We start from the raw sequence: 24,679 nt of genomic DNA, 5'->3' as shown, positions 1-24,679 counted from the left end.
CCGTGTCGGTAAGAGGGGCCGGTTCGGTAAAGGGGCAGGGAAAGGGTAGGGCATCGATGAAATGCTATCTGTTCGCCAACGTGGTGGTCGCCGATGGCGAGAGGTTTGGTGCCTATCTGCGGCACGTTCCGGCGGTGATCGCGCATTATGGCGGCCGCTATGTCGTGCGGGGCGGGGCGGGGCGGTCCACCCGCTGGAGGGCGACCTGGGCGTGCGGCGCGCGGTGATCCTGGAATTTCCGTCGCGCGATGCGGCGCAGGCCTTCTACGACAGTCAGGAATATGCGCCGCTCAAGGCGTTGCGCATGGAGACGACGCAGTCACAGGTGATGTTCATCGACGCGATCGGCGCCGATTATGTCGTCGGCGCCGATGGCGATCTCGCCGGGGCGGTCCACAAGAGCCAGCTGCCGCCGGACGCGTGATCCGAACTGCTCGGCGCGGCCTGCATGATTTGAGTGAAACGTTTCATATTTTGCTTGCACGGCGTTTCCCGCTGCATTAGGGCAAGCGCAATCAGGATAAGCCGCCGGCAGCGTCCAGGCGGCAGACAGCGGAGATGTACAAAGTGCCCGAGGCCAAGCTTTTCCGGGACGTCGTTCGCGAGCGCTATTCGGCTCGCACCTATCGTCCCGATCCCGTACCGCAGGATGTGATAAGGGCGGTGCTGCACGACGCGCAGACCGCGCCGTCCAACGCCAATATTTAGCCCTGGCAGGTGCATATCGTCTCGGGCGATGTCCGTGACCGGCTGAGTGCCGCCATGCTGGCGGACGAGGCGGTGGGGCGCCTGACGCCGGACTATCCGTTTGGCTATGACGAACTCTACGGCGCCTTCAGCGAGCGGCAGGTCCGCCAGGCATCGGAATATTATCAGTCGATCGGCGTGGCGCGCGACGCGAAGGACCTGCGACGTGTCGAATTCCTGCGCAACCTGGAATTTTTCGGCGCGCCGCACGCCTGCCTGCTGTTCATGCCGCAATTTTACGATGGCGTGCGCATCGCCAGCGATGTCGGCATGTATGGGCAGACCTTCCTGCTGTCGCTCGCCGCGCACGGTCTTCAGGGCTGCCCGCAGACCCTGCTCGGCTTTTTCGCTGGCACCGTGCGTGACGTGCTGGGGATCGACCCGGCGATGAAGATGCTGTTCGGCATTTCCTTCGGCTATCCCGACCTGGACGCCAGCGGCAGCCGCTACCGCATCGGGCGGGCACCGATCGAGGAAAGCGTGACCTTTCACGACTGAGGCGCGGGCGGGCATGCGCCCTGCAAGACGCCTGCAACATTATGCGAAGACATTCGCCGGGAAGGCGAAACCGGGAGAGAGTGATGAAGTACGACATCCGCCTGCTGACCAAGGCCGCCGACGACCTGCTCGGCACCGTCACCAATCCGGTGCACCGCAGGATCCTCATCAACTATCGCCGCCATGCAATCTTCGAGGTGTGCGGCCTGTCAACGGCGGAGCAAAAGTCGGCCATTCGGCGGCGTAAAACCAGGCCATCGTGTTACATGCCGGGGGGAGTGGCGTGAGGGCGTAGCCCGAGGGCCACTCCCCCCGGCATTGGTGTAATTTTCAGGGTCTGGTTTTGGCCTTGCGGGCCCGGCTGTGCGCGAGGCGATAGCTTTCGCCGTTCATCTCGAGGATGCTGACGTGATGGGTCAGGCGATCGAGGAGCGCGCCTGTGAGACGCTCAGATCCGAAGGTTTCGGTCCATTCGTCGAAGGGCAGGTTGCTGGTGATGAAGGTGGAGCCGCGTTCGTAACGCTGGGAGATCAGCTCGAACAACAGTTCGGCGCCGGTCTTGGAGAGCGGCACAAAGCCCAGTTCGTCGATGATGAGCAGCTTGTATCCGGCCATCTGCTTCTGGAAGCGCAGAAGACGGCGCTCGTCGCGGGCCTCCATCATTTCGCTGACCAGCGCTGCCGCGGTGGTGAAGCCCACCGACAGTCCTTTCTGGCATGCTGCCAGTCCGAGCCCCAACGCTACGTGCGTCTTTCCGGTGCCTGATGGCCCCAGAGCGATGGCGTTCTCACGCCGCTCGATCCACTCGCAGCGCGCCATCTCGAGCACCTGCATCTTGTTGAGCCTGGGGATGGCGGCGAAGTCGAAGCTGTCGAGGCTTTTGACGGCGGGGAAGCGCGCGGCCTTGATGCGCCGCTCGACCATGCGACGCTCCCTGTCGATCATTTCCATCTCGACGAGGCGGGCGAGGAAGCGGATATGATCGACGCCTTCAGCGGCACATTGCCGCGAGAGATTGTGATGCTCACGCAGGCACGTAGGCAGCTTGAGCGCCTTGAGATGGTGAGCGAGAAGGATCTCCGGGGCCTGATCGCTCATGCGGCCTCCTGCCGGTCGGAGAGCAGGCTCAGATAGGCTCTGGCAAAGGTCTTCTCGACCGTGGTGCGTGGCAGGAAGGGATAGACGTCCAGGTCCAGCCTGGGCGGTACGCGTTCGATCCGGCACAGGACGAGGTGCTTGACGGCATCGAAGCCGATGGCGCCAAGATCGATGGCCTGTTCGACCGCCGCCTGGAGATCGGCGAGGGTGAACGTTTCCAGCAGGCGCAGTACCTGCACATATTCGCGCCTGCCATGTTTGTGCATGCGCCCTTCCATCAACCGCTGCAGTGTCGTGAACGCTTCGGGCAGGTCCCAGCCCTGCAAAGGCGCAGCCTGGTCGAATGCGTTGATCTTCTGCTCGATCAGCGGGAGATAATGGAGCGGGTCGAAGACAACCTCCTCGCGGGCATAGCAACGAGGATGACGGGCGATGACTTCGCTGCGGCAGCCGATCACCACCTCATCGACATAGGCCCTGATCCAGACCTCCTGATGGCCCCAGGCCACCGGAACCGAATAATCGTTGGTCCTGTAGCGCACCAGGGATTGCGAGGAGACCCTCCCGCCTTTCTGATCGCAGGCCTCGAAGGGTGTAGCGGGCAGAGGCTGCATGGCCGCGAGATCGCGCTGCAGCCGCTCACCGATCGTCTCGCTCTGCCCGCGCACCTTGTCCTGCTGGCGCTTGCGGCATTGCTCCTCCAGCCACAGGTTGAACGCCTCCCAGGTCGGGAACTTCGGGATCGGCACCATGAAGTTGCGCCGGCAATAGCCTACCAGCCCCTCCACATTGCCTTTCTCGTTCCCCTTGCCCGGGCGAGCATAGCGGTCGCGGATCACGTAATGTGACAGGAAAGCGCTGAACAGCGTGGCACGCTGCCGCGTGCCGTCGGGCAGGATCTTCGTCACAAGGCAGCGATCGTTGTCATAGACGATCGAGCGCGGTACCGCGCCGAAAAACGCGAAGGCATGCACGTGTCCGTCCACCCAGGCCTCCGCCACCGCCGCCGGATAGGCCCGCACATAGCAGGCATCACTGTGCGGCAGATCGAGCGCGAAGAAGTAGGCCTTCTGCTCCACCCCGCCGATCTCCACCAGCGCTTCCCCGAAATCGGCCTGCGCATCTCCCGCAGGGTGCGCCAGCGGCACGAACATCTCCCGGCTGCGCTGTTCGCGCTCCCGGATGTAATCCTTGATGATCGTATAGCCGCCGGTGAAACCATGCTCGGTGCGCAAACGGTCGAATACCCGCTTCGCCGTATGGCGTTGCTTGCGCGGGACACTGCGGTCACCCTCAAGCCATCCATCAATGATCGCCACAAACCCGTCCAGCTTCGGGCGCTGCGGTACGGACTGGCGCCGGTAACCCGGCGGCGATGAAAACGACAGCATCTTGCGTACCGTTTCGCGCGACACATTGAAACGCTTCGCCGCCGCCCGTTGGCTCATGCCATCCGCGCAAGCCAGACGGACCTGAAGATAAAGTTCCACGCTGTAGATCCCCACACCTCCCTGACTCGGCAGAAAGGCTTCAAGGTGGACGACTTTTACGCCGCCCGCAGCAGGACTATCCCGCCGCTACCGTGGTCGAATATTGCTCCGCCGTTCTCACATGCTATTGAGTGTCCGAAGGATCGACCGATGGTAGAGGAGGTGCGCTTCGCAGCTGTGGCTTGTTGCACGACAGGGTCTGGATGATGGTGCACACCCGATCAGGCCTACGCTCGGTTGACTTCGCGAGTGACATACGTGCTTTCGTCGATCAGCTTGAGCGCCCAACCGCCGTCGTCTTCGATCTCCTAACAGGTCTAAGGAGGCGACGGCCAACCAGTTTCCCTCGGGTACTTGTTCGCGGCCAGACAATCACTCGATGTCGGCTTTATAGCAGAATCGGATGTTGACCGGCCCTGATAGAAACGTCTGGCTTTGGTCGGCAGCCGCCCCGCGCGAGCGTCGGCTATCCCCGTATCTCGGCTTCAAACCGGACGGTCTCCTACCGGCCAAAGGCGGTCATCCCGGCAGTGTGCGAAAACAGGTGAAACACGGCAGGGGTAGTTAGGCCACCGCCTGCAACCCCTTGCGCTGGATGATGGACAAGAGCCGCAAGGCGGGACCGCCGGGGCGCTTCACGCCGCGTTCCCAATCCGACACGAGATTGCGCGAGACGTTGAGATAGGCGGCGAACACCGGCTGCGAGACATGCTCGCGCTCACGGATGGCGCGGATTTCATCGCCTGCCAGCGAAGGGGCCGGGGCAAGACACGCCTCATCAAAAGTGCGAAGTGTCGCGCGCGACACCACGCCCGCGTCGTGCGCGTCGCTCATCATCTCGTGGACCGCGCCCGCAATCTCGCTGCGATAGCCCTTATCCTTCACCGTCGTTCCCATCGTCTATCTCCACCAGCGTTCCAGATGCCACCAGCCGGTCCAGTTCATCGTCGTTCCATTCCAGCGCCTCGGTCGCCGCATTGCGCAGCAGGGTGAGTTCCGCCCTCGATATGTTCGCCTGCGCACTCTTGGCGAAGCCGAAAGCGAATATCGCCCGATCACCCTGCTGGAACAGGATCAGCGTGCGATAACCGCCCGACCTGCCCTTACCGGTACGCGCCACGCGCTGCTTGATGACGCCGCCGCCAAGGTCGGCATCCACCAACCCGCTTTCGGCGCGCTGCACCGCGTCCCGAAGCGCCGAATCACTTATCCGTTCTTTCCGCGCGAAACGCTCGAACCAGCCATTCTTGAATATACGTTGGATGGCGGCTCTCCTGTTCTCGTCCGCATATATAACACATAGCGTTATGGTTCAACGCACTTGCAGGGCCGATATTGGCGCAACCGGCACTGAAATGCCCCGATCGGCACTACAGTGCCCCACCCCTTGCGGCGCGGGACAATCCGGCGCAGCCTCATCACTGGCGGGCAGACCTCCGATGATTTGGAGAATTGCCATGAATGATTCGACCTGACCAATGCGCAATGCCGTACCCATCGGCATAAAGCACTGACCGGCATGCTGTTTGGGACATAGTGGGAAAAATTCTGCGGTGGTCACGCGCTGCGGCAGAGCTACGTCGTGGACCGCCCTTGGACGCCCTTGAACGCCATTCACCGCCAGCGCCCACCCGCCCAAGCCGGAATGGCCTCATTTGGCCCCGTAACGGCTCTTGCCCAGCGCGCCAAGCTGCCCGATGCTGGTCCACAGGGGCGCGTGTAACACCATGATTTGAAGAGATTGCCCCATGAACATCCCCGATCGTATCATCCGCCTCAAGACCGTTCTGGCCCGCACCGGGCTTTCCCGCACGACGCTCTATCGCAAGATGGGCGAAGGCACCTTTCCCCGCCAAGTGAAGATCAGCATTCATGGCGCGGGCTGGCGCGAATCCGCCGTGAATCGCTGGGTGGCCGATCCTGTCGGCTACCGCGACGATCAGGCTGGGAGCCAGGTGCAATGACCGCGCCTCCACCGACGGACCCGATCTGTGTCCGCGTCAATGACGCAGCGCACATGATCGGGGTCGGCCGTACCAAGCTCTACGCGCTGATTGCGGCGGGCGAGGTCGAGACGGTGAAGCTCGGCAAGGCCACCCGCATCACCACCGCCAGTCTGCACGACCTCATTAGGCGGCAGCGCGAAGCCTGACGGGCTCGGACGCCGTGGGGTTGGCGTCCGAACTGCCCTTCGCCGGCCTCTTGTCCAGAAACTCCGCCCAGCGCGCCATGAGATTGCGCCGCTTGTCGAAGAAGTCGGTGCGCCGATAGGCCGCTTCCACCTTGTTGGGCAACTTGTGCGCCAGCGCCTTGTCGGCGACCTCCTTTGGAAAGCGCGTCCGCTCCGACGACCAGTCTGTGAAGGCAGAGCGAAACCCATGGACGGTCACGCCCTTGATGCCGTCATCACGCAGCAGCTTGGTCATGGTCATGTCGCTGATCGGCTTTTCCCCGTCATTGCTGAACACAAGGCCGGTGTCGCTGGTGCGCTCCTTCCACCGCTTGCGCAACAGCGCCACGGCGGGCGCGGACAGCGGCACAACATGGGTTTCGCCCGCTTTCATCCGCTCACCCGGAATGGTCCAGATGGCCTTGTCGAGATCGAACTCCGACCACACGGCAAAGCGCGTCTCGTTCGACCGCACGGCGTTATAAATGGTGAAGCGCAGCGCGTCGCGTCCGGTCGTGGGCGAAGCCGCCGCCAACTTCCGCATGAGCGCGGGCACATCCACATAGGGCATGGCTTCCAGATGCCCGCCCTTGTCCACCTGACGGGGAAGCCCCTTGCGCACCGAGCGCAACGATACCTCACCCGGAAGCCATCCCTTGATATGGGCGAAGTCCAGCACCGCGCCTATGCGTTGCAGGATGCGGCGCGCGCTATCAGGGATGGTGAGCCAGATCGGTGACAGCACATCGACTACGCACGCACTGTCCACCTCGTTCACCGGCTTGGCGCCGATCACCGGAAAGACATGGTTCTCGAAGCTCGAAATCCAGTTGGCGTGCCGCTTGTTCTTCCAGCCTTCCTTCAACGCCTCGTAACAATCGCGGGCCGCCGTCTCGAAGCTCGGCACCACCTTGCGCGCCCTGCGTCGCTCGGCGACCGGATCGGCTGCCTCACGGACCTTCCGCCGCAATGCTGCTGCCGCTTCCCGCGCCTCGGCCAGTGACACGTCCAGCGCCGATCCCAACCCATAGTCGCGTCGGCGTCCATCCTTCTGCATCCGCAGCACCCATGTCCGCGCACCGCTATCCTTCACCAGCAGGCACAGTCCCCGGCCATCGACATGCCGACCAGGCTTCGCGTTCTTTACCTTCAATGCCGTCAGTGCCATCGGTTCGGTTCCCGCTTTGGGCATTGCAGGCGTTCCCACACTTCCGGGCAGGAATTGGTCCCACAATCGTTCCCACATTTTGAGCCAAATTCAGGCAAACCGGAAAGACCGGCTGTGAACACCATACAAGACAAATGCTTGATTTTACAGTGTAGTTAGGAACGTCCCGGCATCGCCCGAGACAAAAGTTCTACACTCGTAGGGGTCACCATTTATCAATGCCTTGCGAGGCGGTTGGATAGTGGTTGGCGCCGATCTGGGCGCGCGCGGCCAGCGGATTGAGCCAGTCGGCTTTCGGCTATTCTCCTGGAACTATTGTCGCCCCGCCTGAAGGCTTGGGCATTCACCCGTCTGCGTTTCGCTCCATGCCTGACGTCCAGCCTCGGCTCGGCTGGACCTTCCGGTTATCCCGCCACGGCCGATCGCGTCGCCTTCGCCGATCGCGTCCTCTTTGCCTGCCCTTGCCGGGGCCGGGCAGTCGATTCCCGGACGACGAGCGAAGGCGCGAGCACGATGTTGCGGATCTCCGGATCATCCCCGCGAATGCGTTGCAGCAGAAGGTCGGCCGCCTCCCGCCCCAGGGCATTATGGCCGATGCGTATCGTCGTCAGCGGCGGCGTCACCAGATCCATCATGGGCATGTCGTTATGCCCGACGATCGATATGTCCTCCGGGCACCGAAGGCCGCGTTCCTTCAGCGCATCATAGGCGCCCAGTGCGAGAAGGTCGTTTGCGGCGACGATCGCGGTGATGTCGGGGTCACGGTCCAGCAGGCGGCGGGTCGCAATCGCGCCCTCTTCCCGCGAATAGCCTTCGGCTGCTTCGTGCAGCGGCTCGGTCGAACGAAGGTCGTGCTGCTCCATCGCGCCATAAAAGGCGCGCCGCCGCAGATGGCCGGTGGACACCGTCTCCGGTCCTGCGAGATGTGCGATCCTGCGATGTCCCAGTTCCACGACATGGTCGACGGCGAGTTGCATTCCCAGCGCGTCGTCGGAGACGACGGCCGACAATCGGCGCTTTTCCTCCGCCCGGTTGACGAGAACCGCCGGAAGCCCCTGTTCGAGACAGAAATCGACCACCGGGTCGTCGCGCTGGACGGTCGCCAGGATCAATCCCTCGATCTGCCGCGTCGCCAACTCGCGCACGATCTCCAGCTGCCGGCTGGAATCCCGCCCCACATCGGCAACCACGGTCGAGAAGCCTTCCGCCGCAAGCCTTTCCGCCGCGCCGCTGAGGATCGGGGAAAAGACGGTATTCGCGATGTCGGGCACGAGCATGCCTACAAGATGCGAGCGGCCGGTGCGCAGGCCCGCGGCGAGCAGGTTGCGCCGGTAGCCAAGGCGCTGCGCCGCCGCGAGCACGCGTTCAGCCACTTCCTCCGCGACCAGATAGCGGGTCGCTGGGTTGAGCGCGCGGGAGACGGTCGACGGGTGAACTGCAGCGGCCTCCGCGACCTGCTTGATCGTCACGGTCCGGGATTTGGTGCTACTGCGCGGCAAAATAGTCTCCTTTGACAGGCCTTTCTCTTCCCGCGCGCAAATCTTGGCAACATGATTTCGCATTCCGGCCGGTCGCGGGCCTTTTGCAGGCGGCTGCGGCAGGATGGAGGGGCGTCGGTTCATGGCGGCGGGGCGATGCGATGCCGCCCGCGAACGGCCGCTTCGACGGACCGTCAGGTCATCGCGCCGCTATCCGGGCCGTCGGAAGTCCGGTCCGGGGATTGTCTCTGGCTTGTCGTGCTTAAAAGGAGCGATGCGGCAAGGAGCGCCCCCCTCCCCCTGCCGGGGCCGATATTTCCCGCCGGGCTTAATGCCGGCGTTTGAAGCGCTGCACCCGGCGGCCATAACCGACTTCCGCCGTGTAGAGATTGCCTTTCGAATCGATCGCGATGTTGTGGATCGACTTGAACTGGCCGGGCTGGCGGCCCGCGCGGCCCCATTTCGTGACGAACGCGCCGGTCTGGCGGAGCAGTGTCACGACCTGTCCGTTGCCGCCGTCGGCAACGAAGATATAGCGTTGCGCGGCGTCTTCGGACAGGACGAGGTCCCACACCGATCCGCTGCCCAGCGTCTGGGGCTCCACCTTGAACTCGCGCACATAGCTGCCGTCCTTGCGGAACACCTGTATCCGGTCGTTGGCCCGGTCGCAGACATAGACCAGACCGTCGCGGGCGATGCGCACGCAATGAACCGGGTTGTTGAATCCCTGCGATACCGAAGCGGGCGAATAGGGCGGCAGCTTGTCGTCATTAGGCACCGAACCGCTGCCGCCCCAATGCCGCTTATATGCACCGGTCGACAGGTCGAAGACGATCACCCGGCGATTGCCATATCCGTCCGCGACATAGAGTTCGTTCGCCGCGCTGTCCGTCATCATATGCGCCGGGCGTCCCAGCCGCGTCGTGGAATTCGACCCCTTGGTGCCGTCGTCGGCCCCGAACTGGCGGATGAACTTGCCGTCGCCGGTGAACTCCAGCACCTGGTCGCCGTCCAGATTGCCGGCGATGAAGACATGGCCCGCATCGTCGACATGGATGCCATGTTCCATCTGCACCCATGGATGGCCCTGCCTGGCTCCGCCCCAGGCGGCGAGAAGATTGCCCTGCTGGTCGAATTTCATGACCGGCGGAGCAGCCGAGCAGCAAAGCGACTCAGGCGGAGATTTCTGCGCGCCCTTCTCGTCGTCGAGCAGCGAACCCGGCCGCTGGATGATCCAGACATTATCGTCCTTGTCGACGGCGACGCCCGAGACCTGGCCCAATATCCAGTTGCCGGGCAGGGGCCTTGGCCATTGCGCGTCGGGTTCGAACCGGGGGGCGTCGGCGGCGGGTTTCTGGGCGGGAACGGGCGCTGAGCCGATGCAGCCGATCAGCATCGCCATGGCAAGGAAACAGCGCCGCATAGTCATCCCTCCGGGCCCATTGTCGACCGAATAAGGCTCTCAAGCAAAGGGCCCGCGTCCTAACATATTGTTATTCCGAAAGCGCCGTGGCAGCAGGCGGTTGCGCGCCCTGATGATAGCCATTATTTATCTTAATTAATAAGATTTCAATTGCCTATATCGCGATATGATGGTGATTTGCAGCGTATGTCAAGGCGCAATCAGGGTGCGCGGCATCTGTTCAGGAAGGTTTCCCCTGTGGAAGGAAGCTGCTAGCTGGAGTTTCGCGCCCGCGGTGGCGCCTTGGGTTTGAATTGGGAGAAGTATTCATTCGCGGACCGGTTCTAACGCCGAAGAATAATTCGGTGACGCGGGCGTTTGCGATCCTGCGGGCCATAGCGGGCGCGGGTCGTGATCTGAGCGCGACAGAGGTTGCCCGCGCGGTGGGCAGCAATATGGCGACGGTGCATCGCTTCCTGCTGACGCTGGAAGGCGAGGGCGCGGTCGCGCGCGGGCGCAAGGGCGGTTTCCATCTGGGGCCGGCTCTGGCCGACCTTGGTGCCCGGGTGGAAGGCGACGTGCTGCTGGTGAATGCGGCGCATCCGCATCTGGAGGCTCTGGCCGATGAATTCCGCGAAGCCGTCCACTGCGTCGCGCGCAGCGGGAACCAGGCGATCAATGCGGCCGTGGCGCGGCCCGACCGTTCGCTGGTCATCAGCCATCCGGTGGGCGAGCCGTTTCCGCTTCATTGCACCTCCGCGGGCAAGCTGTTCATCGCCTCGATGAGCGAGAGTCACCGCGCCAGCTTCCTCGCCAATGCAGAGCTCAGGCGCTACACGCCCGGCACCATCGTCGATCCGGGGCAGCTCATGGCCGAACTCGGCCGCATCGCGAAGCAGGGCTATGCGGTGGACAATGAGGAATGGGAGGAGGGGCTTCGTTCGATCGCGCTGCCGCTGCATAACATGCGGGGCCAGGTGGTGGCGGCGATCGCGCTGTCGGCGCCCAGTTCGCGGCTGGGCGACGAGCAGTTGGCGAAGGCGCGGTCCGCGATCGCCGGCAGCGTGACCCAGATCGAACGGTCGCTGTCGATCGAAAGCCGGGTTTTCCCGTCGCGCGCCAAGCCGCGCGGCAATTTCCCGCACCTGAAGCGCGTGGCGGATTTCCTGTTCATTTCGGGCACCAGCGCGCGGCGGCCGGATGACAGTTTCGAGGGCGCGACCGTCGGGGAAGACGGCAAGGTCGTGATCGACATAGAGCGGCAGGCGCGCTTCATCTTCGACGCGATCCGGGACATGCTGGCAACGGCGGGCGCGTCGCTGGCGGACATCGTCGATATTCAGGTCCACCTGCTCGACATGGCAGATTATGAGACCTTCAACCGCGTCTATGCCGATTATTTCGGTTTCGAAGGCCCTGCGCGCAACACCGTCGCGGTCAAGGAACTGCCCCATCCCCATCAGGGGATCATGATCACCGCCATCGCGTTCAAGCCGGGTTCCCATATCGCCCCGGACGAATGACGGCTATTGCCCTCGACCGGAGCGATTTCCAGGCGACGCGATCGATCGCTGATTAAGAAATCGCGTTAAGAGGGAAATCAGGGCGATTCCGGCCCGATGCCGGGATCGCGCGCCTGCTGTTTGATCCTTGTCCGTTCCAATCGTGCGACGTCGCGCGAGCGCCAGCCGTGGCCGTGCGATATAAATTCTCACCTAACGACTTTTATATCTTGCATATCGAGATAATATATTTCATGCAGGGTTCCGGGAAGGGAGAGACGTGGATGCCCGATGTTCGTTTGAGCCGAAGGTCCGCAATGTCCGCTATGCCTGGAGGGCAGGCGCGTCGCCGGTTCTGGCGGGCAGCCGCCCTCGCCCTGTTGGCGGCGGCGGGCGGTGGCGCCGCGCAGGCTCCGGCGGCGAATGTGCCGATGGTGAAAAGCCAGGCGCCGGGCTTCTATCGCATGATGCTGGGCGACTATGAGATCACGGCGCTCAATGACGGCGTCGTCGACTTCCCGCCGGCAAAGCTCTTGACGAACACGACGGCGGGCGAGGTGGCCGCGATGCTGCGCAAGCGGTTCGAGCCGGATGCCGTGCCCACGTCCGTCAATGCCTTCCTGATCAACACGGGCGACCGTCTGGTGCTGGTGGACACGGGCGCCGGAAAGGTTCTGGGGCCGCGTCTGGGCGGGCTTGCCGAAAGCCTGCGGGCGGCGGGGTACCGGCCGGATCAGGTCGATGCCGTGCTGATCACGCACATGCATCCCGACCATATCGGCGGCCTGGTGAAGGATGGGCAGCCGGAATTCCCCAATGCGACCGTCTATGCCGACAAGACCGATGCGGCGCTGTGGCTGGACCCGGCCGAAGCGGCGAAGGCGCCGGAGGATCAGGGCAAGCTCGGCAAATATCGCTTCCGGGCGGTCAAGGAGTCGATGGACGCCTATAGCCGTCGTGGCAGGCTTCGATATTTCGACGGCACGGGGGAAGTGCTTCCCGGCATACGCGCCATCGCCTCTCGCGGGCATTCGCCCGGCCACGCCTTTTTCGAGGTGGAATCGAAGGGCGAGCGCCTGCTCTTCTGGGGCGACATCATGCATTTCGGGCAGGTCCAGCTCGAGCTGCCGGAAGTGGCCATGTATTCCGACATCGATCCTGCAAAGGCGACGGCGAGCCGGTTGGCGGCGCTGAAGGATGCAGCGGACGGGCGCTATCTGGTCGCCGCCGCGCACCTGCCCTTTCCCGGACTGGGGCATATCCGCAAGGCCGAACGCGGCTATGCCTGGGTGCCCGTCACCTACGAAATCCCGCCCCGCTGACGGAGGGGGCGGCTGGACGGCCCGATGCGTGATGGCGTCGGATAATGCATCGATGGGAGGAGGCGACATTGCGACTGGGTTCCGGATTATTGGCCTTCGCGGCGACGATGCTGCTGCCCGCCGTTGCGGTCGCGCGCGACGCGGCTCCGCGCAACGACCTGCCTCAGCCTTATGAAACGACCCGGGATTGGGGCACTTTGCCCGCGGGCATGAAATGGGCGGCGGTGACGGCGGTGGAATCGGCGCCGGGCGGCGTCATCTACGTCATCCATCGCTGCTATGAGAATTCCTGCATCGACCGGCCCGAACCGCCGATCCTGAAATTCGATGCGCAGGGCCGACTTCTGAAGGCATTCGGCCAGGGGCTGTTTCGCTTCCCCCATGGGGCGACCGTCGATCCGCAGGGTAATTTGTGGGTCACCGATCTGGGTTCCGTTTTCCTGGCCGAGCGTGGATCGGGCGACAATGGCGGCAAGATCGTGAAATTCGATCCGGACGGCAAGGTGCTGATGACGCTTGGTCACGATGCGCTGGGTTCCGCCACAGACTTTCTGGATCAGCCCAATGACGTCGTGGTCACGCGCAAGGGCGACTTCTTCGTGTCCGAAAGTCATTCGCCCGGCGGCAAGAACAACCGGGTGCTGAAATTCTCGAAGGACGGCAAGTTCATCGGGCAATGGGGGCGCAAGGGAAGCGGCCCTGGCGAGTTCAGCGAGCCTCACAGCCTGGCGCTCGATTCCCGTGGGCGGCTGTTCGTGGCCGATCGGGAGAATAACCGCATCCAGATCTTCAGCCAGGACGGCAAGTTCCTGGCCCAATGGCATCAGTTCGGTCGCCCCAGCGGCATCTATATCGACGGGAAGGACAGGCTCTATGTCGCGGATTCCGAATCCAGTCCGGTCGAGGGCCGTAATCAGGATGCCCGCATCCGTCGCGGTATCCGTATCGGCAGTGCTCGGACCGGAAGGGTCGACGCCTTCATCGAGGATGCCGAAGCGGCGGAACCCAGGCATTCCGGGGCCGAAGGCGTGGGTGTCGACGATCAGGGCAATGTCTATGGGGCAGTCGTTGGCCGCCGCATGCTGGAACGGCATGTGAAGCGGCCGAAGCCATGAAGGGCTGCCCGGTTCCGAATGATTGGTCCGTTGCAAGGCCCGCAGACTTTCGTTGACGGCTTCCTGCGGGCTTGATACCAATCTTACAAGACGAATTATTTTTCTTACTTAATGAGAATCGGAGAGAGCTCATGTCCCAAGGTAAGATTCTCGCGGGCTTCGTAGCGCCGCATCCTCCCCATCTCGTCTATGCCGAAAATCCCCCGCAGAACGAGCCGCGCTCGGAGGGCGGGTGGGAGCCGTTGCGCTGGGCCTATGAAAAGGCGCGCAAGAGCATCGAGGAACTGAAGCCCGACGTGCTGCTCGTCCATTCGCCGCACTGGATTACGACAGTCGGCCACCATTTCCTGGGCGTGGAGCGTCTGTCGGGCAAGTCGGTCGATCCGATCTTCCCCAATCTCTTCCGCTTTGCCTTCGACCTGAACGTCGACGTCGACCTTGCCGAAGCCTGTTGCGGCGAGGCGCAGGCGCTTGGCCTGACCGCCAAGATGATGCGCAATCCCAATTTCCGCGTGGATTATGGCACGATCACCACGCTGCACATGGTCCGTCCGCAATGGGACATCCCGGTCGTCGGCATTTCGGCCAATAATTCGCCTTATTACCTCACCCTCGACGAGGGCGTGGAGGAGATGGAGCGGCTGGGCGAAGCGACGCGGCGGGCGATCGAGAAAAGCGGCAAGCGGGCCGTGCTGCTCGCGTCCAACACCTTCTCGCACTATCATTTCCATGAGGAGCCGGAGATTCCCGAGGATATGAGCCGGGAGCATCCGCAAAGCTACAAGGGCTACAAATGGGACATGCGCATGATCGAACTCATGCGCAGGGGCGAGATCCGGGAGGTGATGCGCCTGTTCCCCGAATGGGTGGAGGAAGCCTTTGCCGAAGTGAAGTCCGGGGCCTTCCCCTGGATGATCTCCGCCATGGAATATCCCACCACGCCTGCGGAGCTTCACGGCTACGGCACGGTCATCGGAACCGGCAACGCCGTCATGGAATGGCGCCTGGCGGCCTGAGCCCCAATCGAGATACGAGGACATATCATGCCGGTCGTTTCCGCATTTCTGATGCCGGGCAATCCGCTGCCCTTCCTGCGCCAGGACAATCCGCCCTGGGCTCCGCTCGCCACGGCGGCGAAAGCGGCGGGCGAGGCGCTGCGCGCCAGCCGGCCTGACGTGCTGCTGATCTATTCGACCCAATGGTTCGCCGTGCTGGACGAACTGTGGCAGGCGCGTCCGCACAGCACGGGCGTCCATGTCGATGAGAACTGGTATGATTATGGCGACCTCCAGATGGACTTGCGTGCGGATGTTTCGCTGGCCCAGGCGTGCGTCGCGGGGGCCAATGCGGCGGGCCATCGATCCAAGGCGGTCGATTATGAAGGCTTTCCGATCGACAGCGGAACGATCGTCGCCAACGCCTTCCTAAACCCCGGCGGAACGATTCCGACGGTGGTCGCCGCCAACAACCTCTATCATGATTTCGCCACGACGGAGGCGCTGGGCCGGGTAGCGGCGGAGCAGGCCGATCTTCAGGGCAAGCGCGCGGCGGTGATCGCGGTCGGCGGCCTTTCCGCCGGCTATTTCGACAAGGATATCGACATAGCCGAGGATCGTATCGTGGATGAGCAGAGCGACGCCGCCAATCGCGCGCTGCTTGCCGCGATGGAGCAGGGCGGGGCGGACCGCTTGCGCGCCGGACTGGATGACTTCGCCGCGGCGGCGAAGACCGACATGGGGATGAAGCATCTGGCCTGGCTGTTGGGGGGCGTGGGCGATTTCAAAAATGCCCATGTCCATGGCTACGGGCCGACCTATGGCGCGGGTGCGGCCGTGGTCGAGTTCAAGCTGGCCTGATCCGGCGGACCATGGCCGTCAGCCGGCATCGCCATTCCCTTGACTCCATGTCGCCGGACGCGCCGGGCGGTTCGGACTTCGCGCTTGAAGGCTGCGCTTGTCCCCCTTCGCTTGTGGCGGCGGCGGGAGAGGCGCTAGAGCCGATCGACATTCAGAAGATGACGAGCCGAAAATGGTGGTTTTCCGTGACCCGGCGCGCAGCCTACTCAAAGTATGTGAGCACCGGAAGCACGGAAAAGCGTCATTTGCAGGCCGTCAGGGCTGAATGTCGATTGGCTCTAGGCCCCGGGGGCGGGTTCTGGCAGCAAATGGCCCGTCCGGCACAAGCGGGGCGGCCAGGCGTTCATCATGGGCTTCGCGTTCGAAAGATCGGTTCGATAGAGTTTACGGTGCAATGAAGATGACAGATGAATTGAAGATCGGCCTGCAGCCGGCATCCAATGGCCGTCTTGCGGCGGCGCCGGCCGGCATAGTGGAGGGCAAGGCGAAGCCGCGCGGGCAATTTCCCCATTATCGGCGGGCCGGGGACTTCATCTTCATATCGGGCACCAGCGCGCGAAAGCCGGACAACAGCATCGAGGGTTCCGATGTCGATGAAATGGGCGTCACCCAATTGGACATCAAGGCGCAGACCCGCGCCGTCATCGAGAATATCAGGGATATATTGGCGGCCGCCGGCCTCGACCTGTCGGATCTTGTCGAGGTAAGTTGCTTTCTCGTCAGCATGAACGATTTCGGTGGCTTCAACGAAGTGTGGGCGGAATATTTCGACGAGACCGGCCCCACCCGGACGACGGTCGCCGTCCATCAGCTTCCCCATCCGCTGCTGCTGGTCGAGATGCGCGCCATCGCCTACGCCCCGGACCCGCAGATCGGCTGATCCGCCCGCGAACAGACCAAGCCCGATAGAAGGAGGAAATCATGTCCGACCGTCGCGAACGGATCGTGCGCGCCTATTTGTCCGCCATGGAAAAGGGCGACCTGAACGGCGTGCTCCAATGCTTCGCAGCCGATGGCACGGTGATTTCGCCCGTCTATGGGGAAGAGCCCGTCCGCCCATTCTACGAAAAGCTGTTCGCGGACACGATCAGCGCCAGCGTCGATCTGCACAGCCTGTACGTCAGTCCGACGCAGCCCGAGCGGCTGATTGCCCATTTCGCCTATCGCTGGAGCCGGCATGGCCAGCCCGATGTCGATACCGACCTGATCGACCTTTTCGAATTCGATCCGCAAAGTGATCGGATCGGGCGTTTGCGGATCGTTTTTGCGCCCTTGCCCGGCAGCGGCGCATGATGGGCAGCGCCATGGCCGGACGGGCAGGCCGCCCTCACTATTCCGTCGAAGGTTGCGGCTTTCAGGCGAAGGCGGCCTGATCCCGCATCCATTCCCGCCCCGCGCCGCGTGGCGGACGAGCGGTGATCTTCTTCCACGCCTGCTCATGGAAGAAGAAGGCGACGGCGTTGATCATCGGTTCGATCAGCGCGATCCCGCCCGCCATGGCGACGGAGCCGGTCATCAGATAAGCGACCGAGAAGCCCACGGTCAGGTGGATGCTGAGATAGGTGGCGGTCTTGATCAGGTCTGTGGACATGGCTCTGTGCTCCTGTTGCCGCTCAATTAAGATTCGTTCGCAATAGGTGCCAACAGCTTTTCCCTCTGGCTCTGATCGCCTTTGCCGATCAGGATGGCGGGAAAGGAGAGTCCAGGATGAGCGGAAAGATCAGGGTCGGCATCGGCGGTTGGATCTTCGAACCATGGCGCGGCACCTTCTATCCCGAAGGGCTGCGGCAGAAGGACGAACTGGCCTATGTGGGCCAGCATCTGACCGCGACGGAGATCAATGCCACCTATTACAGCACGCAAAAGCCGGCGACCTTCGCCGGCTGGGCCAAGGCCGTGCCGGATGGTTTCCAGTTCGCGGTCAAGGCGTCACGCTACTGCACCAATCGGCGCGTGCTGGCGGAGGGGAGCGAATCCATTGCCAAGTTCGTCAACCAGGGTTTGGTCGAGCTGGGCGACCGGTTGGGGCCGATCCTCTGGCAATTCATGCCGACCAAGAAATTCGATGCGGAGGATTTCGGCGCTTTCCTGAAGCTGCTGCCGGCCAGCATCGACGGCGTGCCTTTGCGCCACGCGCTGGAGGTGCGGCATGAGAGTTTCGATGATCCCGTCTTTTTCGACCTCGCGCGGCGGGCCGGCGCGGCCGTGGTCTATGCCGACCATCCGGAATATCCGGCGCTGCAAGGCCGGGAGGTCGGCTTTTCCTATGCCCGTCTGATGCGCACGCGGGAGGAGGAGCCGACCGGCTATTCGGCGGAGGAGATCAAGGGCTGGGCGGAGGTGGCGCGCGAACGGGCCGCCAGAGGCGACGTCTACGCCTTCTTCATCAGCGGGGCGAAGGTCCGCGCACCCGCCGCAGCGCAGGCCATGATTGTGGCTTTGCAGTAACATCGACTGTTGCATTTGCTGCAACTGCGAAATCGTCCTTTGCGATTGTTACAACATCATGTCGGGCGCATAGGCCCGCTCGCCCCTGGTGGCGATAAATAACAATGACTTGCAGGACGAATGATATGCGACATACGGTTCAGGGCGTTGCCCTTATGGTTGCGGTCGGCGCGCAGATGCTGACTTTCTATTCGGTGCTGTTTGCCTGAGCGCAACATGACCCGATCCAAAGAGTCCTTGATGGACATCGGAAGAGCCGCCCTGGATATTGCCATGGGCGGCTCTTTCATTATCTCGGGACTTGATCAACCTTCCGCCAGCCAGCCCGCCAGCAGATAAGCGACGACGCCGACCGGACCCAGGGCGCACAGCGTCAGCAGCACGAGCGCAATCCGGATCAGCGTGACATCCAGGCCGGTGCGGTTGGAAAGCCCGGCGCACACGCCCATGATCTTTCCATTGCGGCGGTCGAGGGTGAAGCTGTTGTTCATGAATCTGGCCTTCTTGAAGAGATATGGCGGGATCAGGCGATCGGCGCGATCGGAACGGCGGCGCCGATGAAGAGCGCGGAAACCAGCAGGGCGCCGGTAAGGGCAAAGGCGGCGTTTTGAAGCTTGGCGAACATGATATACTCCCTGGTTTGTGCTTGGCCGGACTGTCCGGCCGTGATGCAAGGAAGATTGCAGGAGCCGTGCCAATTTCGATTTCGACCCGATTTTCAGGCATTTTCGCGGCCCATCCATCATTTTTGGGCGGGAAATTTTCCGCTAATTGGGCAAATTTCCTGCAAGTCGGGAATATTTGCAGAGTGATCGTCTGAAAGAACCGCTCCTCTTCGTCTACGGCACGCTCCGGCCCGGCTGCGACGAACCGATGGCCCGCTGGTTGGGCGATGCGGCCCGTCCTGTCGGCCCAGCCGTCGCGCAAGGCGCGCTTTATCGCGTGGCGGCCTATCCGGGCTTCGTGCCTGGCGGGACCGGTGACGTGACGGGCGACCTGTTCGCGCTCCCCGATCCGGAGGCGGTGCTTGCCGCGCTCGACGACTATGAGGAATGCGCTGCCCACTTCCCCCAGCCGCATGAATATCGTCGCGAACGGCTGATCGTCCTGGGCGAACATGGGCCGGTGGAGGCATGGACCTATATCTACAATCGCGACGTCGTCGGGCTGGAACGGATCGAGAGCGGTGATTTCCTGAGTTGAGAATGGCTTGCGCGAGGCCCGGGCGCGGCTGGAGCGTTTTCCGGGCGGATAGAATGATCTGCTGGCTCGGAAAACGCGGCAAAACAAAAGCCTGGAGCATCATGCAGAAAACCGGTTCCCACTTTTCTGCATGATGCTCTAGGCTCTCCCGCCATGGCTTGAGGAGAGACGCGCATGACCGATGAACGGGATCAGCCGGAACGTTTGCCCGAAGACAGCAACTGGATCGGTTCGACCGGCCTCGACCGGCGCAAGCTGCTGGTGGGCGGGGCGTTCGCTGCGGGCTTCGCCGCTGCCTGCCGGCCTGTGTCCAGCAGCGCGGTCCAGACCTCCGGTGAAGGGTTGAAGGAAGAAAGCGTCTCGATCGGGGCGAGCGACGGCTTTGCCATGCCTGCTTTCGTCGCTCGTCCCGCCGCCGGCAAGGCTGCGCCCGTCATCGTCGTGGTGCATGAGATTTTCGGCGTGCATGAATGGATCCGCGATATCTGTCGCCGCTTTGCGAAGGCGGGTTATTACGCCATCGCCCCCGACCTGTTCGCACGCCATGGCGATGCGACCAAGGTGGCTGATTTCAAGCAACTGGTCGGCACCATCGTGTCCAAGGCCTCCGACGAGCAGGTGTTGAAGGACATCGACGCCACCTATGCCTGGGCGGGCAGCCATGGCGGGGACGGCAGGCGGCGCGGCATCACCGGCTTTTGCTGGGGCGGGCGGGTCGTGTGGCTCTACGCCGCCCACAGCAGGGAACTGGACGCGGGCGTCGCATTTTACGGCCGGCTGGTCAGCGACAAGACCGAATTGCAGCCGCTGAGCGTCATCGAGCAGGTGAACCGGCTCAAGGCCCCGGTGCTTGGCCAATATGGCGCGCTGGACAAGGGCATTCCGGTGGCTGACGTCGAGAAGATGCAGGCCGCGCTGAAGATCGCGGGCAAGTCGCCGCCGGACGCGATCACCGTCTACCCTGGCGCCGACCATGGCTTCATGGCCGACTATCGCCCCAGCTACAACGAAGCCGCCGCCAAGGCCGCGTGGGACGCGACGCTCGGCTGGTTCGGCAAATATGTGAAGGGATAGGATCGTTCGGCTTGGACTGAGCTGAAAGCAGCGCCCTTGCCATATGTTCATTCTCTACCGCCATGCTGAAGCAAGTTCGGCATGACGGCTTTGCAGGGCGGCGGCTGCCCTTATTTCTGCTTCATCGCCTCGACGGCGGCGAGCGTGCTCTTCACATGGCCGGCATAGTTCATCTCGCTATGGACGAAGGCGATGCGGCCGCTGGGCGCGATGACATAGGAAGTGCGGTCGGTCATGCCCGGCCGCATCTTCAGCGCCACGTCATAGCCCGACACGATGTTGGGACCAGCCGACGCCACGGCGAACTTGCCCGCGCATTCCTTGGTGGAGAAGGCGACCAGATCGTCCACCGGATCGGCCGACATGCCGATCACCGTCGCGCCCGCCTTCTTAAAATCCTCGATATGCTCCGCGAACTCCCGCGCTTCGGCGGAGCAGCCCGGCGTGAAAGCCTTGGGGAAGAAATAGAGCACCACCGGCCCGCGCTTCAATTGGTGTGATAGCGTCAGGGTGAAGGTCTTGCCCGCCAGCGCGCCGCGGGTGGTGAAGTCGGGCGCCTTGGCCCCGACGGCCAGCGCCGCCATGGCGCCCTGCGAACCGACGGCGGCAGCGGCAAGGGCGAGAGCGATCTTCAGGCTTCTCATCATCGGCTTCCTCTTCATTCAGGCGGTGGGGGGCTTCCGATAGTCCATCCCTTCGGCCATGGTGATGACTGCAACGTTCGCCGCGCGCAAGTCCGCCAGTGGCCCAGCCGGATCGCGGGGGAAGAAAAGTCAGCCCCTTCCGGCGCGCCATGGCATAAGCCGTGGCTGAGAAGTTGCCGAGAAGGAGTGTGGCAGGGATGAAGCAGGAACGCGCGCTGGCCGGAACCCATTGGCGGAATGCCGGTTTTCCTCCCATGCGCGCGATGATTCTCCTGCCGCTGCTCGTCCTTGCGGCGTGCGGCGACAAGCCGGGCGATCAGCCCGGGATAGCCACCAATATCGTCGACGAAGCGATGAACGAAGTGCAGCAGGTGCCGGAAGGCGCGAACGGCATCCAGACCGCCGAACCCGCGCCGGAGATTCCATCCAAACCCGTGCCGGTGGGGTCGACCATCCCCGCCAGCGTGCAGGGGCGATGGACGGGCCTGGACGAAAGCTGTGCCGACCGCGCGACCGAGCTGGAGCTGACGATCACGCCGACCAGCCTGGTCTTTCTGGAGAGCGAGGGGAAGGCGACCGGCGTGTCCCACGGCCCCGACGGCCGCATCCGCATCGACGCGGCCTTCACCGGCGAAGGGCAGAGCTGGAACAGGAAGCTGGAATTGCGGCCCTCGGCCAGCGGGCGGGAGTTGACGGTGATCGACGACGGCCGGGCGGTGACGCGGAAGCGGTGTAGTTGATCTTCGGCCTGTTCCTGCAAAGGCGGGAAACGGGATCGGGCGGCAGAATTGGGTTCCTGCCTGCGCAGGAGCGCGGAATGCTTACTCCAAGCTTTCCCAAAGCCGCCGCACTGGTTAGAGCCGCCTCATGATCGGCCGTCTTACCTTGAGCGATTTCCGCAATCATGCGGATGCGCTGATCATGCCCGATCACAGCTTCATCGTGCTGACCGGGGACAATGGCGCGGGCAAGACCAACATATTGGAAGCCGTGTCGATGTTGGCGCCGGGACGCGGCCTGCGCGGCGCGGCCCTGCGCGACATGGTGCGGCAGGATGGGGCGGGCGGTTTCGGCATAGCGGCGGAAGTGGACGGCGTGATGCTGGGTACGGGGGTTCTCGCTTCGGCCCCCGACCGGCGTCAGGTGCGGATCGGCGGCGTCGCATCCTCCGCCAATGCGCTGGCGGATCATCTGTCCATCGTGTGGTTGACGCCCGCGATGGACCGGCTGTTCATGGACAGTCCCGGCGGGCGGCGGCGTTTCCTGGACCGGCTGACGCTGGCGCTTCACCCCGCCCATGCCGCGCACAGCGCCCGCTACGAGGCGGCGATGCGGGCGCGCAACCGGCTGCTGAACGATCTGTCCGCCGCCGATCCTTCCTGGCTGAGCGCGCTTGAAACGCAGATGGACGAGCATGGCGCGGCGCTTGCCGCCGCCCGCGCCGATCTGGTCGGCCGCTTGCAGGCCGCGCTGGAGGACCAGCCCGACCATCCCTTTGCCCGTCCGCTGCTGGCGATCGAGGGGGAAGGGGAGGGCGACGAGCCCCTGGGGCTTCGCCTGGCCCGCGAACGCCGCCGCGATGCCGCTGCCGGTCGCACCTTGTCCGGCCCGCACCGGCAGGACCTCGCCGTCGTTCACGCCGCCAAGGCGCAGGCTGCCGCGCTCTGTTCGACCGGCGAGCAGAAGGCGCTGCTGCTCTCCATCCTGCTCGCCCATGCGGCTCTGGTGGCGGCTCATCGCGGCCAGCCGCCGGTGCTGCTGCTCGACGAAGTGGCGGCGCATCTCGACCCGTCGCGGCGGGCCGCGCTGTTCGACCGGCTGCGGGAAACCGGCGGCCAGGTCTGGATGACGGGGACGGAATCCGCACTTTTCAACGGCTTGCCTGTGGCGAGCCGGTTTTGTGTAACGGCGGGGCACGTCTTTCGTTCCGCAGATTGACGCGCCGCAACAACGACTCGTCGCTGGCTGCTTTTCAACGCGTCCGGCGTCTGCCCTAAAGCATGGCACGGGGTTAAGTCGTTCAAATAGTCGGGGGTCGCATTCCTATGATCGGTGGTTTTCGCGCTATTGTCGCAGCGGCAACGCTTGCACTCGGCGCCCTGATCGCGACCTCGGCCGCTGCCGGCGTCCTTCAGTGCGCGCCCTTCGCCCGGCAGGTTTCCGGTATCGAGTTATATGGCAATGCCAACACCTGGTGGGGTCAGGCCGATGGCCGCTATGAACGCGGCCATGAACCCCGTGTCGGCGCCGTCCTTGCCTTCTCGGCCAGCCGTTCGATGCCGGTCGGCCATGTCGCCATGGTCAGCAAGGTGGTCAGCGAACGCGAAGTGCTGTTGACCCATGCCAACTGGTCCTATCGCGGCGGCGTAGAGCGCAATGTCCGCGCCATCGACGTGTCCCCGAACAATGACTGGACCGATGTGCGCGTCTGGTATGGCCCGATCGGGGATCTGGGTCTGCGGCCGAACCCCGCCAAAGGCTTCATCTACGCGCACAAGGCGAGCGACGCTCCGGTGCAGATCGCCATGGCGGATCGCGCGACGGCAGGCTCCGACGCCGCGCGGGGTGCTTTCTGACATTTTAACCATTTCCTAATGGCCGCCGCCTAATTTCGTCGGCGGTGGGGCGATTCTGAGACTTTTGGGGTCGCATGAAAGTGGGAATGATGCGCTGGGCGGCCTTGCTGCTGGCCGGCCTGACAACGACGCCTGTGCTGGGCGCGACCGTGCTGCAATGCGTGCCCTATGCGCGTACCGTGTCGGGCGTCCAGATTTATGGCGACGCGCTGACCTGGTGGGACCAGGCGGAAAATCACTACAAGCGCGGGCATGCGCCCCGCAGGGGAGCGGTACTGGCCTTCCGTCCCGTCGGCCCGATGGTGCTGGGCCATGTCGCGGTGGTCAGCAGGGTGCTGGACGACCGGCGCGTGCTGATCCGGCATGCCAACTGGTCGGCGCCGGGCGCGATCGAGGAGGATGTTCTCGCAGTCGACGTATCCGAAGAAGGCGACTGGAGCGAGGTGCGCGTCTGGCACAGTCCGACCAACCGGATGGGCGCGCGCAGCAACCCGACCTTCGGCTTCATCTATCCCGACAAACCGCAATTGCGCGAGTTCCGGACCGATCCGGCGCTGGGCGTCAGCACGCGCTTCGCCAGCATGACGGTGACCAAGGAGGATCCGGAGGAGGATAGCGCTCCGTTGCGCAGGTCCGCCGCCCAGCCGCGGCTGGCGGTCGACCTGCGTGCCATCCGCTATGCCGATGCGGCGCCTTCCGCCCGTTCGCTGCGCGACATCATCGCGGACGTGAAGCGAGACGCGGCGCTGCGTTGAAGCGGCCCGATGCTCCCGCGCGGGCAGGAACCCGGTCCCGGCTATCCTGAAAACACGGCGTCCGAGCGGGCTCTCATGAGCCTCTCGTCTCATCGGAACGCGGCTGAATAAAAGGGCGCGCCCCTCTGGCGAG

29 protein-coding genes and 1 pseudogene are annotated in these 24,679 nt (G+C 63.6%); 20 read left to right on the top strand and 10 right to left on the bottom strand.

All coding sequences use genetic code 11. The features are described 5' to 3' along the window. Window positions 1–56: 56 nt before the first annotated feature. From EGM87_RS12690 to EGM87_RS12675, 4 genes and pseudogenes are all read left to right on the top strand, one after another. Complete coding sequence (locus EGM87_RS12690; RefSeq protein ID WP_216614561.1) at window positions 57–227, top strand: DUF1330 domain-containing protein; 171 nt, start codon at window positions 57–59, stop codon at window positions 225–227. Continuing rightward, window positions 212–424 carry a DUF1330 domain-containing protein gene (locus EGM87_RS12685; RefSeq protein ID WP_216614560.1) on the top strand — a complete coding sequence of 71 codons (213 nt, stop codon included), beginning with the start codon at window positions 212–214 and terminating at the stop codon, window positions 422–424. Before EGM87_RS12690 ends, EGM87_RS12685 begins: the two co-directional genes overlap by 16 nt. A 134-nt stretch (window positions 425–558) precedes the next feature. After that, a pseudogene (locus EGM87_RS12680) lies at window positions 559–1,245 on the top strand (nitroreductase). An 83-nt stretch (window positions 1,246–1,328) separates the two neighbouring features. After that, window positions 1,329–1,532: a hypothetical protein gene (locus EGM87_RS12675; RefSeq protein WP_137710220.1), complete on the top strand. Its 204-nt coding sequence runs from the start codon at window positions 1,329–1,331 to the stop codon at window positions 1,530–1,532. A 43-nt stretch (window positions 1,533–1,575) separates the two neighbouring features. Here EGM87_RS12675 and istB read toward each other — a convergent pair whose 3' ends face one another. The 4 genes from istB to EGM87_RS12655 all read right to left on the bottom strand — a co-directional run bounded on the left by istB (window position 1,576) and on the right by EGM87_RS12655 (window position 5,088). Beyond that, entirely contained in the window at window positions 1,576–2,343 is a 768-nt protein-coding gene (istB, locus tag EGM87_RS12670; RefSeq protein ID WP_063142326.1) for an IS21-like element ISSsp5 family helper ATPase IstB, read from the bottom strand. Next, the gene (gene istA, locus EGM87_RS12665; protein WP_011950768.1) at window positions 2,340–3,833 is read right to left on the bottom strand and encodes an IS21 family transposase; all 1,494 of its coding nucleotides are present in this window, start codon (window positions 3,831–3,833) and stop codon (window positions 2,340–2,342) included. The genes istB and istA overlap by 4 nt, the downstream gene beginning before the upstream one ends. Window positions 3,834–4,397: 564 nt before the next feature. Next, complete coding sequence (locus EGM87_RS12660) at window positions 4,398–4,730, bottom strand: helix-turn-helix domain-containing protein (RefSeq protein WP_171010064.1); 333 nt, start codon at window positions 4,728–4,730, stop codon at window positions 4,398–4,400. Next, the gene (locus EGM87_RS12655) at window positions 4,708–5,088 is read right to left on the bottom strand and encodes a type II toxin-antitoxin system RelE/ParE family toxin (RefSeq protein ID WP_262857415.1); all 381 of its coding nucleotides are present in this window, start codon (window positions 5,086–5,088) and stop codon (window positions 4,708–4,710) included. Before EGM87_RS12655 ends, EGM87_RS12660 begins: the two co-directional genes overlap by 23 nt. Window positions 5,089–5,581: 493 nt before the next feature. Here EGM87_RS12655 and EGM87_RS12650 point away from each other — a divergent pair, with 493 nt between their 5' ends. Next, the gene (locus EGM87_RS12650; RefSeq protein ID WP_137710222.1) at window positions 5,582–5,797 is read left to right on the top strand and encodes a helix-turn-helix transcriptional regulator; all 216 of its coding nucleotides are present in this window, start codon (window positions 5,582–5,584) and stop codon (window positions 5,795–5,797) included. Beyond that, on the top strand, window positions 5,794–5,985 hold the full coding sequence (locus EGM87_RS12645; RefSeq protein WP_137710223.1) for a helix-turn-helix domain-containing protein: 192 nt from the start codon (window positions 5,794–5,796) through the stop codon (window positions 5,983–5,985). The genes EGM87_RS12650 and EGM87_RS12645 overlap by 4 nt, the downstream gene beginning before the upstream one ends. Here EGM87_RS12645 and EGM87_RS12640 read toward each other — a convergent pair. The 3 genes from EGM87_RS12640 to EGM87_RS12630 form a co-directional block, all read right to left on the bottom strand. Next, window positions 5,963–7,195 carry a tyrosine-type recombinase/integrase gene (locus EGM87_RS12640; RefSeq protein ID WP_171010065.1) on the bottom strand — a complete coding sequence of 411 codons (1,233 nt, stop codon included), beginning with the start codon at window positions 7,193–7,195 and terminating at the stop codon, window positions 5,963–5,965. The genes EGM87_RS12645 and EGM87_RS12640 overlap by 23 nt on opposite strands. Before the next feature lie 380 nt (window positions 7,196–7,575). Continuing rightward, entirely contained in the window at window positions 7,576–8,670 is a 1,095-nt protein-coding gene (locus EGM87_RS12635) for a LacI family DNA-binding transcriptional regulator (RefSeq protein WP_216614559.1), read from the bottom strand. A 307-nt stretch (window positions 8,671–8,977) separates the two neighbouring features. Beyond that, window positions 8,978–10,072, bottom strand: coding sequence for an NHL repeat-containing protein (locus tag EGM87_RS12630; RefSeq protein ID WP_216614558.1), 1,095 nt, complete (start codon window positions 10,070–10,072; stop codon window positions 8,978–8,980). Between the two features lie 344 nt (window positions 10,073–10,416). On the opposite strand from EGM87_RS12630, the gene EGM87_RS12625 reads away from it, so the two are divergent. The 7 genes from EGM87_RS12625 (at window position 10,417) to EGM87_RS12595 (ending at window position 17,139) form a co-directional block, all read left to right on the top strand. Then, window positions 10,417–11,574 (top strand): IclR family transcriptional regulator domain-containing protein, encoded by a 1,158-nt coding sequence (locus tag EGM87_RS12625; protein ID WP_137710225.1) that lies wholly within the window; start codon window positions 10,417–10,419, stop codon window positions 11,572–11,574. Between the two features lie 296 nt (window positions 11,575–11,870). Beyond that, the gene (locus EGM87_RS12620) at window positions 11,871–12,875 is read left to right on the top strand and encodes an MBL fold metallo-hydrolase (RefSeq protein WP_216614557.1); all 1,005 of its coding nucleotides are present in this window, start codon (window positions 11,871–11,873) and stop codon (window positions 12,873–12,875) included. A gap of 68 nt (window positions 12,876–12,943) precedes the next feature. Then, window positions 12,944–13,990 (top strand): peptidyl-alpha-hydroxyglycine alpha-amidating lyase family protein, encoded by a 1,047-nt coding sequence (locus EGM87_RS12615; RefSeq protein WP_171010066.1) that lies wholly within the window; start codon window positions 12,944–12,946, stop codon window positions 13,988–13,990. A 131-nt stretch (window positions 13,991–14,121) separates the two neighbouring features. Then, on the top strand, window positions 14,122–15,006 hold the full coding sequence (locus EGM87_RS12610) for a DODA-type extradiol aromatic ring-opening family dioxygenase (RefSeq protein ID WP_037482922.1): 885 nt from the start codon (window positions 14,122–14,124) through the stop codon (window positions 15,004–15,006). A gap of 27 nt (window positions 15,007–15,033) precedes the next feature. Beyond that, entirely contained in the window at window positions 15,034–15,846 is an 813-nt protein-coding gene (locus tag EGM87_RS12605) for a DODA-type extradiol aromatic ring-opening family dioxygenase (RefSeq protein WP_037482920.1), read from the top strand. A 394-nt stretch (window positions 15,847–16,240) separates the two neighbouring features. Next, window positions 16,241–16,726, top strand: coding sequence for a RidA family protein (locus EGM87_RS12600; protein WP_244309606.1), 486 nt, complete (start codon window positions 16,241–16,243; stop codon window positions 16,724–16,726). 41 nt (window positions 16,727–16,767) lie between these two features. Next, window positions 16,768–17,139, top strand: a complete 372-nt coding sequence (locus tag EGM87_RS12595) for a nuclear transport factor 2 family protein (protein ID WP_061937901.1) — start codon at window positions 16,768–16,770, stop codon at window positions 17,137–17,139. 61 nt (window positions 17,140–17,200) lie between these two features. Here the strand turns inward: EGM87_RS12595 and EGM87_RS12590 are convergent, their stop codons facing one another. Beyond that, a complete protein-coding gene (locus EGM87_RS12590; RefSeq protein ID WP_025549688.1) occupies window positions 17,201–17,437 on the bottom strand; it encodes a DUF2061 domain-containing protein in 237 nt (78 codons plus the stop codon). Between the two features lie 116 nt (window positions 17,438–17,553). On the opposite strand from EGM87_RS12590, the gene EGM87_RS12585 reads away from it, so the two are divergent. Continuing rightward, on the top strand, window positions 17,554–18,294 hold the full coding sequence (locus tag EGM87_RS12585) for a DUF72 domain-containing protein (RefSeq protein WP_137710228.1): 741 nt from the start codon (window positions 17,554–17,556) through the stop codon (window positions 18,292–18,294). A gap of 305 nt (window positions 18,295–18,599) precedes the next feature. On the opposite strand, the gene EGM87_RS12580 is transcribed toward EGM87_RS12585, so the two are convergent. After that, the gene (locus EGM87_RS12580; protein WP_048575843.1) at window positions 18,600–18,785 is read right to left on the bottom strand and encodes a PspC domain-containing protein; all 186 of its coding nucleotides are present in this window, start codon (window positions 18,783–18,785) and stop codon (window positions 18,600–18,602) included. A 325-nt stretch (window positions 18,786–19,110) separates the two neighbouring features. On the opposite strand from EGM87_RS12580, the gene EGM87_RS12575 reads away from it, so the two are divergent. Next, a complete protein-coding gene (locus EGM87_RS12575; protein ID WP_103001242.1) occupies window positions 19,111–19,497 on the top strand; it encodes a gamma-glutamylcyclotransferase family protein in 387 nt (128 codons plus the stop codon). Between the two features lie 174 nt (window positions 19,498–19,671). Continuing rightward, window positions 19,672–20,571 carry a dienelactone hydrolase family protein gene (locus EGM87_RS12570; protein WP_137710229.1) on the top strand — a complete coding sequence of 300 codons (900 nt, stop codon included), beginning with the start codon at window positions 19,672–19,674 and terminating at the stop codon, window positions 20,569–20,571. 110 nt (window positions 20,572–20,681) lie between these two features. Here EGM87_RS12570 and EGM87_RS12565 read toward each other — a convergent pair whose 3' ends face one another. Next, window positions 20,682–21,218, bottom strand: coding sequence for a peroxiredoxin (locus EGM87_RS12565; protein ID WP_410483097.1), 537 nt, complete (start codon window positions 21,216–21,218; stop codon window positions 20,682–20,684). Between the two features lie 194 nt (window positions 21,219–21,412). Between EGM87_RS12565 and EGM87_RS12560 the strand changes: the two genes are divergently transcribed. From EGM87_RS12560 to EGM87_RS12545, 4 genes are all read left to right on the top strand, one after another. Then, window positions 21,413–21,955 carry a hypothetical protein gene (locus tag EGM87_RS12560; RefSeq protein WP_025549684.1) on the top strand — a complete coding sequence of 181 codons (543 nt, stop codon included), beginning with the start codon at window positions 21,413–21,415 and terminating at the stop codon, window positions 21,953–21,955. Window positions 21,956–22,082: 127 nt separating this feature from the next. Further along, a complete protein-coding gene (recF, locus tag EGM87_RS12555) occupies window positions 22,083–23,153 on the top strand; it encodes a DNA replication/repair protein RecF (RefSeq protein ID WP_025549683.1) in 1,071 nt (356 codons plus the stop codon). A gap of 107 nt (window positions 23,154–23,260) precedes the next feature. After that, on the top strand, window positions 23,261–23,791 hold the full coding sequence (locus EGM87_RS12550; protein WP_137710230.1) for a CHAP domain-containing protein: 531 nt from the start codon (window positions 23,261–23,263) through the stop codon (window positions 23,789–23,791). Window positions 23,792–23,877: 86 nt separating this feature from the next. Continuing rightward, complete coding sequence (locus EGM87_RS12545) at window positions 23,878–24,546, top strand: CHAP domain-containing protein (protein ID WP_137710468.1); 669 nt, start codon at window positions 23,878–23,880, stop codon at window positions 24,544–24,546. Window positions 24,547–24,679 lie beyond the last annotated feature (133 nt).

This window comes from Sphingobium sp. RSMS, from assembly GCF_005406185.4.
In the GTDB taxonomy this organism is placed as follows: Bacteria; Pseudomonadota; Alphaproteobacteria; order Sphingomonadales; family Sphingomonadaceae; genus Sphingobium; species Sphingobium fuliginis.
The sequence above is the reverse complement of the archived record's forward strand: the minus strand, read 5'-3'. Positions and strand labels throughout refer to the sequence as shown.

Excerpts from the sequence above, each read along its gene's own strand:
- EGM87_RS12560 (WP_025549684.1), top strand. The coding sequence starts at position 21,413 with ATGAAGCAGGAACGCGCGCTGGCCGGAACCCATTGGCGGAATGCCGGT.
- EGM87_RS12640 (WP_171010065.1), bottom strand. The coding sequence starts at position 7,195 with ATGCCCAAAGCGGGAACCGAACCGATGGCACTGACGGCATTGAAGGTA.
- EGM87_RS12645 (WP_137710223.1), top strand. The coding sequence starts at position 5,794 with ATGACCGCGCCTCCACCGACGGACCCGATCTGTGTCCGCGTCAATGAC.
- EGM87_RS12600 (WP_244309606.1), top strand. The coding sequence starts at position 16,241 with ATGAAGATGACAGATGAATTGAAGATCGGCCTGCAGCCGGCATCCAAT.
- EGM87_RS12585 (WP_137710228.1), top strand. The coding sequence starts at position 17,554 with ATGAGCGGAAAGATCAGGGTCGGCATCGGCGGTTGGATCTTCGAACCA.
- EGM87_RS12580 (WP_048575843.1), bottom strand. The coding sequence starts at position 18,785 with ATGAACAACAGCTTCACCCTCGACCGCCGCAATGGAAAGATCATGGGC.
- EGM87_RS12605 (WP_037482920.1), top strand. The coding sequence starts at position 15,034 with ATGCCGGTCGTTTCCGCATTTCTGATGCCGGGCAATCCGCTGCCCTTC.
- EGM87_RS12690 (WP_216614561.1), top strand. The coding sequence starts at position 57 with ATGAAATGCTATCTGTTCGCCAACGTGGTGGTCGCCGATGGCGAGAGG.
- EGM87_RS12675 (WP_137710220.1), top strand. The coding sequence starts at position 1,329 with ATGAAGTACGACATCCGCCTGCTGACCAAGGCCGCCGACGACCTGCTC.
- EGM87_RS12565 (WP_410483097.1), bottom strand. The coding sequence starts at position 21,218 with ATGATGAGAAGCCTGAAGATCGCTCTCGCCCTTGCCGCTGCCGCCGTC.
- EGM87_RS12550 (WP_137710230.1), top strand. The coding sequence starts at position 23,261 with ATGATCGGTGGTTTTCGCGCTATTGTCGCAGCGGCAACGCTTGCACTC.
- EGM87_RS12595 (WP_061937901.1), top strand. The coding sequence starts at position 16,768 with ATGTCCGACCGTCGCGAACGGATCGTGCGCGCCTATTTGTCCGCCATG.
- EGM87_RS12545 (WP_137710468.1), top strand. The coding sequence starts at position 23,878 with ATGATGCGCTGGGCGGCCTTGCTGCTGGCCGGCCTGACAACGACGCCT.
- EGM87_RS12570 (WP_137710229.1), top strand. The coding sequence starts at position 19,672 with ATGACCGATGAACGGGATCAGCCGGAACGTTTGCCCGAAGACAGCAAC.
- EGM87_RS12590 (WP_025549688.1), bottom strand. The coding sequence starts at position 17,437 with ATGTCCACAGACCTGATCAAGACCGCCACCTATCTCAGCATCCACCTG.
- EGM87_RS12610 (WP_037482922.1), top strand. The coding sequence starts at position 14,122 with ATGTCCCAAGGTAAGATTCTCGCGGGCTTCGTAGCGCCGCATCCTCCC.
- EGM87_RS12650 (WP_137710222.1), top strand. The coding sequence starts at position 5,582 with ATGAACATCCCCGATCGTATCATCCGCCTCAAGACCGTTCTGGCCCGC.
- recF (WP_025549683.1), top strand. The coding sequence starts at position 22,083 with ATGATCGGCCGTCTTACCTTGAGCGATTTCCGCAATCATGCGGATGCG.
- EGM87_RS12620 (WP_216614557.1), top strand. The coding sequence starts at position 11,871 with ATGTCCGCTATGCCTGGAGGGCAGGCGCGTCGCCGGTTCTGGCGGGCA.
- EGM87_RS12660 (WP_171010064.1), bottom strand. The coding sequence starts at position 4,730 with ATGGGAACGACGGTGAAGGATAAGGGCTATCGCAGCGAGATTGCGGGC.
- EGM87_RS12630 (WP_216614558.1), bottom strand. The coding sequence starts at position 10,072 with ATGCGGCGCTGTTTCCTTGCCATGGCGATGCTGATCGGCTGCATCGGC.
- istB (WP_063142326.1), bottom strand. The coding sequence starts at position 2,343 with ATGAGCGATCAGGCCCCGGAGATCCTTCTCGCTCACCATCTCAAGGCG.